The sequence below is a fragment of the Xanthomonas cannabis pv. cannabis genome, from assembly GCF_000802365.1.
Taxonomy (GTDB): Bacteria; Pseudomonadota; Gammaproteobacteria; order Xanthomonadales; family Xanthomonadaceae; genus Xanthomonas; species Xanthomonas cannabis.
Genome location: NZ_JSZE01000031.1, coordinates 37,301 through 44,334, shown reverse-complemented (window position 1 = coordinate 44,334; position 7,034 = coordinate 37,301). Strand labels below are relative to the sequence as shown.

The window sequence follows — 7,034 nt, the reverse complement described above, 5'->3', positions numbered from 1 at the left end:
GCTCGGTGTCGCGACGCGTCCAGGTGCAGAAAAAGACGTGGGTAATCGGTAGACCGCGCAAGGCCTTGGCCGTGCTATCCGCGTCGAGCAGGTCGGCTGCGACGGGAATGACGCCATCCTGCGGCAGTGGGCGACGTGCAAGGCCGTACACGGTCCATCCATCGGCAACCAGAACGTTGGCGAGGTTGTAACCGGAAATGCCGGTCACGCCGACAATCAAAGCAATGCCTTTACGCATGTGGGGAAACTCCTCGGAAACAGCGTCGAACATAGCGCTTCGCTCATGAAATCGAGGCGAATTGGGGGCGGCGTCGGCTGGCAGGCTGCACTGGTGATCGTGCATCACGCAACGTCCTGCTGATCGGCACGGTGATGCCTTGATGGCGTAGACGGAAGCGGATGCCGCGTTGTCGCGCTCACCGCGTTCGATCGAGCTTACTGGTCGGCTCCGTTGCTCGGCGTGCCGCTGCGCAGTGCAGGCATGTCGACCGGGATGACCGCTGCAAGGTGCAACGCCCACCGCACTCTCGCGCCTGCGCAAGGTGTGTTCGTCACGATCCGCTTTTTCCTACCTGACACGGCGCAGATCACCGCTATGGCCGGTCCGGGCCGTGGCCTAGGCTCGTGCTCTCGGCCTGAATCTTCAGGAATTGGACCAGCGACATGGATGTGTCAGCACAAGCGCCGCCACCGCCGCGGTTTGCCTCGGCGGTGCCTGTTGCAGCTGCCATGCTGCTGGGTGTCGTTGGCTGCGCGTGGTCGCCCGCAGTGCTGCCGCGCGCGCTCTACATTGGGTGCCTGCTCGCAGGCGTGCTGATCATCGGCATCGGCCTGTTGCGGTGGCCGCGCCACGGCGCCTGGATGCTGGGGCTTGCAACGGTGTCGCTGGGGTTTGGACTCACAGGCTGGCACGCCACCACCGTGCTGCAGTCACAGCTCCTGCCAGGTGACGAAGCGCGCGAACGCGCGGTACAGGGGCGGATCATCGGCCTGCCAGTGGCCGAGCAACGCCGGACACGCTTCCAGCTGCGGGTCGACGCCGATCGGACGCAGCCGCCGGCACTGCGCGGCAAGCTGTTGCAGCTGGCCTGGTACGACGCCTTCGGCACCGATCGGATCGGCCCGCGCGCGGCCTTGCGCGCCGGAGCGCACTGGCAGCTGCGGCTCAAGCTGCGAGCGCCACGCGGCTTGCGTAACCCGGGTGGGTTCGATGCCGAACGCCAAGCCCTGGCGCAGCGCATCGCCGCGACCGGCTATGTGCGCGACCCCGACGGCGCGCGCCAGATCGTCGCGCCGCACGGTGTGGATGCCTGGCGCGACCGCATGTCGCAACGAATTGCCGAGCAGGTGCCCGGGCCTTCGGCACCGTATCTGCGCGCCCTGGCACTGGGCGATACGCGTGGGCTGGACGATGCCGCATGGGCGACCTTGCGCGCGACCGGGCTCAGTCATCTGATCGCGATCTCGGGCTTCCATGTCGGCCTGGTGGCTGCCTTCTTTGCACTAGCAATCGCCGGTGTGTGGCGATGGCGGCCGGGCCTGGGCATTGTGATTCCGCGCATCCACGCCGCAGCAATCGCTGCGCTGATCGGTGCGACCGCCTATGCGGTGCTGGCCGGGCTGGCCTTGCCGACGGTCCGCACCGTGTTGATGATCGCGGTCGTTGCCGTGGCGCGCGTGGCGCGTCGACGCGCCACAACGGCGCAGATACTTGCACTCGCCTTGATCGCGGTAGTGGCCTGGGACCCGTTGAGCGTGCTGATGGCAGGCTTCTGGCTCAGTTTCGCCGGCGTCGCCTGGCTGGTATGGTGCCTGCCGGCCGACGACCGCGCCATCCTGCGGGGCTTTCTTTCCGCACAGACCGTTGCCACGGTGGGCCTGCTGCCGCTGACGGTCAGCTTGTTCGGGCAAGCCTCGCTGGTGGGCCCATTTGCCAACCTGGTCGCCATTCCGTGGTGGACCTTCGTGGTTGTTCCGCTATGCCTGATCGGCACCGCACTGGAGGCACTGTACGTCGGAGCGGGGGGCTGGGCGTGGCAGTTGGCGGGCTGGTGTTTCGAGCTGACCTGGCCGGGCTTCGTCTGGCTTGGGCAGACCACGGTGGCCTTGTGGTGGGTGCCCGAATCCGATGCGATCGCGCTGATCGCCGCGTTGCTGGGCGCATTCTGGCTGTTGCTGCCGCGTGGCACGCCGGGCAAGATCATGGCGGCCCTGTTGTGGCTGCCGCTGCTCTGGCCGGATCGCGCCATGCCCGGCGCTGGCGAAGCCGACGTGCAGGTGATGGATGTGGGGCAGGGGCTGGCGGTGCTGGTGCGCACGCAACGGCATGCACTGCTGTTGGACACCGGCCCGGCGGTGCGCGACGGCTTCGACGCCGGCGAGCGCGTGGTCCTGCCGGCCTTGCGCGCGCTCGGGGTGCGCCGGCTGGACGCACTCGTGCTCAGTCATGCCGATGCCGATCATGCCGGCGGCTATGCCGCGGTGCGCGCGGGGTTGCCGGTCGCAGCCACGTTGGCGCCGCCCGGTGCACCGCTGGACGTCAGTGCGCGCTGTCATGCCGGGCAGCGCTGGGAGTGGGATGGCGTGCGCTTTCGCTTCCTGCATCCAGGTGCCGATTTCCCGTATTTGCGCAATCAATCCAGCTGCGTGCTGCTGGTGCAGACGCCACACGTCAGCGCCTTGCTTCCGGGGGATATCGACGCGCTGGTGGAGCGCCGGCTGATGCGCGCGCAGGCGGGCGCGTTGCACGCCGACCTCGTGGTGGTGCCGCACCATGGCAGCGCAGACGGGTCGCATGCCGGCTTCGTTGCTGCCACCGGTGCGCGGTTGGCGCTGGTGTCCTCCGGTTACGGCAACCGCTTCGGGCATCCGCGCGCGCAGGTCGTGCAGCGTTGGCAGGACAGTGGCGCGGAGGTGCTCGATACGGCCGAGTCCGGCGCAATCAGGGTCTGGCTCGGCGCCGATGGCCTGCAGGTCCGCGAGCGACGGCGCTGGCAGCCGCGGCTGTGGGATGCTGCGGAACGGCGGCGGTCGGCTGCTATCCTATCGGCGAGCGAATAGGCGGCCGCGCTGCCGGAGGAATCACATCGTGTTGGAGCTGGTCAAGGCGGGCGGTTGGCCGATGGTGCCGTTGCTGTTGTTGGGTGTGGTCGCCATGGCGATCGTGCTGGAACGTCTGTGGACCTTGCGCCGCAACGAGGTGACACCGCCCGGGCTGGGTGAGGAGGTCCGCAACTGGGCCGCACGCGGCAAGCTGGACCCCTCCCATATCGAATCGCTGCGGCGCAACTCGCCGTTGGGCGCGTTGTTGGCCGCCGCGCTGGATGTGCGTGGCCGGCCGCGTGATCTGATCCGCGAGCGGATCGAGGACACCGGTCGCCACGTGGTGCATCGCATGGAGCGTTATCTGAATGCGCTTGGCACGATTGCCTCGGCCGGGCCGTTGCTGGGGCTGTTGGGCACCGTGGTCGGCATGATCCAGATGTTCCTGGGCATCCTCGATCACGGCGTGGGCGATGTGAATCAGCTCGCCGGCGGCATCGGCAAGGCGCTGGTCTGTACCGCCACCGGCATGATCATCGCCGTGCCGGCATTGATGGCGCATCGCTTCTTCAAGGGGCGCATTGCCGACTACATCATCGAGATGGAGCAGGAGGCCACCTTGCTGCTGGACACCATGGACGGCCGACCGGTTGTTTCGGCTGCAGTGCCGGCGCCGGCAGTTGCCAAGCCCGTCACGGCGAAGGGCTGACGGATGCGCATCGGCAGTGACCGAAGCCAGGACGAGCCGCACATCGATCTGGTGCCATTGATTGACGTCATCCTCGTCCTCATCATCTTCTTCGTGGTAACCACGACCTTCGACGCACGCTCCACGCTGCAATTGCAGCTGCCCACTGCCAGCGACCAGAACACCAGTGCGCCGCCGCGCGCGCTCAGTGTGCTGGTCAGTGCCGATGGCCATTACTTCATCAACGATCAGGAAGTACTGCGCTCGGATGTGGATTCGCTCAAGCAGACCATCGCCCAGATTGCTGGCGATGACCGCGAGCAGACGGTGCTGATGCGCGCCGATGCCCGGACGCCGTACCAGGCCGTGGTCACTGCGCAGGATGCGTTGGGGCAGCTCGGCTTCCGGCGCATTGCCATCGCCACGGCGCCCCAGACCGGCAGCGCCGGCACGACACGTACCAACGGAACCCGCCAGTGACCACCTCCACCGACCGCCCGGCGCCAGTCTCGTCCTGGCGCACGTATCGTCGCCTGCTGGCTTTCGCCAAGCCGTACCGGCTGTTGCTGGTCGCCGCACTGATCGCCGCGTTGATCGAAGCGGCAGGCACCACCGGCTTTCTGGCGTTGATGAAGCCGATCACCGACGAAACCTTCATCTACAAGAATGCCGAGGTCAGTCGCTGGTTGCCGGTGCAGATCATCCTGCTGTTCGTGGTGCGTGGGGTGGCCGGCTACATCACCGACATGGCGATGGGCAAATCCGCGCGCAGCATCGCGCGCGATCTGCGCGTCAAGGTGATGGCCAAGTACCTGCGCCTGCCTGGCTCGCGGTTCGATTCCGAGCCGGTGCCGTCGATGCTGATCCGTCTGGGCTCGGACTCGGATCAGGTGGCGCAGGCAGCGGTGGATGCGGTCAAGGTGATGATCCAGCAGTCGTTGCAGGTGATCGGCGCGTTGGCGCTGATGCTCTGGCATAGCTGGCAGGTCACCCTGACCATCCTGGTGCTGGCGCCGGTCCTGGCCTGGGTGATGGACAAGGTGGCGCGCCGGTATCGGCGCATCAGCCACAGCATCCAGGAAAGCGGTGCGCACTTGTTGCAGGCCGCCGACCAGACCTTGTCCAGCCACCAGGAGGTCAAGATCTACGGCGCCCAACAGACCGAAATGGAGCGCTATGGCGCGCTGGCCGACCGCAATCTGCGGCTGGCGATGAAGGTCGAATCCACACGCGGCATTTCCACCGCCACGGTGCAGATGATCGGTGCGATCGGGCTGTCGGCGCTGCTGTTCGTGGCAGGCGCACAGGCCTTGGCCGGGCGCCTGACCGCGGGCGACTTCGTGGTGCTGATGACCTCCATGCTCACGATCATTCCGGGCCTCAAGCAGCTCACCAATGTGCAGAACATGGTGCAGCGTGGGCTGGCTTCGGCCGAGCGCCTGTTTTCGGTGCTCGACAGCCCCGACGAGCCCGATCAGGGAACGGTGCCGCTCACCCGCGCAAAGGGCTTGATCGAATTTCGCGATGTGACCGCGCGCTATCCCGGCCAGGTGAATCCTGCGCTGGCCGAGGTCAGCTTCGTCGCGCAGCCCGGCACGGTCACCGCGATCGTCGGCCGCTCCGGCAGCGGCAAATCCAGTCTGATCAAGCTGATCCCGCGCTTCTACGAAGCCGAGGCAGGGCAGATCCTGCTCGACGGACATCCGGTGCAGGCCTACGCGCTGGCCGATCTGCGTCGACAGATCGCGCTGGTCGGACAGCAGGTGATGCTGTTCGACGGCAGCATCGCCGACAACGTCGCCTATGGCGAAATGCGCACCGCAGATGCCGGGCAACTGGAGCGTGCGATTCTGGGCGCCAATGCGATGGAGTTCGTCGCGCAATTGCCCGAGGGGCTGCAGTCGCATGTCGGGACGAAGGGCGGGCGCCTGTCGGGCGGGCAGCGGCAGCGGCTGGCGATCGCACGTGCGATGCTCAAGGACGCGCCCATCCTGATTCTGGACGAAGCCACCGCAGCGCTGGACAACGAATCCGAGCGGCTGGTGCAGGATGCCCTGCACAAGCTGATGCCTGACCGCACCACGCTGGTGATCGCACACCGCCTGTCCACCATCGAACATGCCGACCAGGTATTGGTGATGGACCAGGGACGCATCGTCGAGCGCGGCACCCACAGCGAATTGCTGGCGCAGGGCGGGCTGTATTCGCATCTGCACGGCATGCAGTTCCGCGAACGCCAGGCATGAGCAAGCGCGGCACCCGCACCCCGGGTTATTGGTACGACAACAGCCCGATCCCGCTGGCCGCACGCCTGCTGGCACCGGTCTACGCCGCGGCCATTGCGTTGCGGCGCGGCGTCTACCGGCGTGGCTTGCGCAAGCGACATGGCATCCCGGCGCCGGTGATCGTGGTCGGCAATGTCACCGCTGGCGGCACCGGCAAGACCCCGCTGACCATTGCCCTGGTGTCCAAGTTGCAGGATGCCGGCTGGACGCCTGGCGTGGCCAGTCGCGGCTATGGTCGCGATGACGCAGGCACGGCCCGCTGGGTGGATGCCGATACCCCGGTGGCACTGGGCGGCGACGAGCCGGTCCTGATCGCCTGGAAGACCGGCGCGCGCGTGCGCGTGGACAGCGACCGCGTCGCTGCCGCCAGGGCGCTGGTGGAAGCAGGTTGCGACATCATCGTGTGCGACGACGGTCTGCAGCACTACCGGCTGGCGCGCGACGTGGAGATCGAAGTGGTCGATGGCCAGCGCCGCTACGGCAATGGCCGGCTGCTGCCGGCCGGGCCGCTGCGCGAACCGGCCGCGCGTGCGCGCGATTGTGATTTTCGGGTGGTCAATCTTGGCCAGGCCAGCGCTACCGCGGCTCCGCAGGCGCCGGACGATTCCGGTTTCGGCGAGTGGCAGATGCGGCTCAGCATCGACAGCGTGCAACCGATGGATGGCAAGCGCGCGCAACCCTTGAGCATGCTGGCCGGACAGCGCGTGCATGCAGTGGCTGGCATCGCGCACCCGGAGCGGTTCTTTGCGATGCTGCGGGCACGCGGCATTGGCGTGGTGCCGCATGCGTTCCCGGACCACCATGTGTATCGCGCTGCAGATTTCAGCTTCGGCAGTCGCCTGCCGGTGTTGATGACCGAAAAAGATGCGGTGAAGTGCCGGCCATTTGCCGACGAGTGGCTGTACAGCGTGCCGCTCAAGGCGGACGTGCCCGCTGCGTTCTGGGTGAGCCTGCTGGACCGCTTGAACAAGCTGGCAAGCCGCCAAGGCGCATGAACTGCGGCCATGCGACGCGGTATA

5 protein-coding genes and 1 pseudogene are annotated in these 7,034 nt (G+C 67.0%); 5 read left to right on the top strand and 1 reads right to left on the bottom strand.

Annotated elements, in window-relative coordinates; genetic code table 11:
- The coding region (locus OZ10_RS07460; protein ID WP_039564359.1) for an NAD-dependent epimerase/dehydratase family protein at positions 1 to 238 on the bottom strand (238 nt) is incomplete at its 3' end.
- 425 nt (positions 239 to 663) lie between these two features.
- Between OZ10_RS07460 and OZ10_RS07455 the strand changes: the two are divergent.
- From OZ10_RS07455 to lpxK, 5 genes and pseudogenes are all read left to right on the top strand, one after another.
- A pseudogene (locus OZ10_RS07455) lies at positions 664 to 3,195 on the top strand (DNA internalization-related competence protein ComEC/Rec2); the annotation flags it as partial.
- Complete coding sequence (locus OZ10_RS07450; RefSeq protein ID WP_039409076.1) at positions 3,089 to 3,751, top strand: MotA/TolQ/ExbB proton channel family protein; 663 nt, start codon at positions 3,089 to 3,091, stop codon at positions 3,749 to 3,751. The pseudogene OZ10_RS07455 and the gene OZ10_RS07450, both read left to right, overlap by 107 nt.
- Before the next feature lie 3 nt (positions 3,752 to 3,754).
- Positions 3,755 to 4,210: an ExbD/TolR family protein gene (locus tag OZ10_RS07445; protein WP_039409078.1), complete on the top strand. Its 456-nt coding sequence runs from the start codon at positions 3,755 to 3,757 to the stop codon at positions 4,208 to 4,210.
- Entirely contained in the window at positions 4,207 to 5,976 is a 1,770-nt protein-coding gene (msbA, locus tag OZ10_RS07440) for a lipid A export permease/ATP-binding protein MsbA (RefSeq protein WP_039409079.1), read from the top strand. Before OZ10_RS07445 ends, msbA begins: the two co-directional genes overlap by 4 nt.
- Complete coding sequence (gene lpxK / locus OZ10_RS07435) at positions 5,973 to 7,010, top strand: tetraacyldisaccharide 4'-kinase (RefSeq protein WP_039409081.1); 1,038 nt, start codon at positions 5,973 to 5,975, stop codon at positions 7,008 to 7,010. The genes msbA and lpxK overlap by 4 nt, the downstream gene beginning before the upstream one ends.
- Positions 7,011 to 7,034: the final 24 nt, after the last annotated feature.

Coding starts and splice junctions, on each gene's coding strand:
- OZ10_RS07445 (WP_039409078.1), top strand. CDS start 3,755: ATGCGCATCGGCAGTGACCGAAGCCAGGACGAGCCGCACATCGATCTG.
- lpxK (WP_039409081.1), top strand. CDS start 5,973: ATGAGCAAGCGCGGCACCCGCACCCCGGGTTATTGGTACGACAACAGC.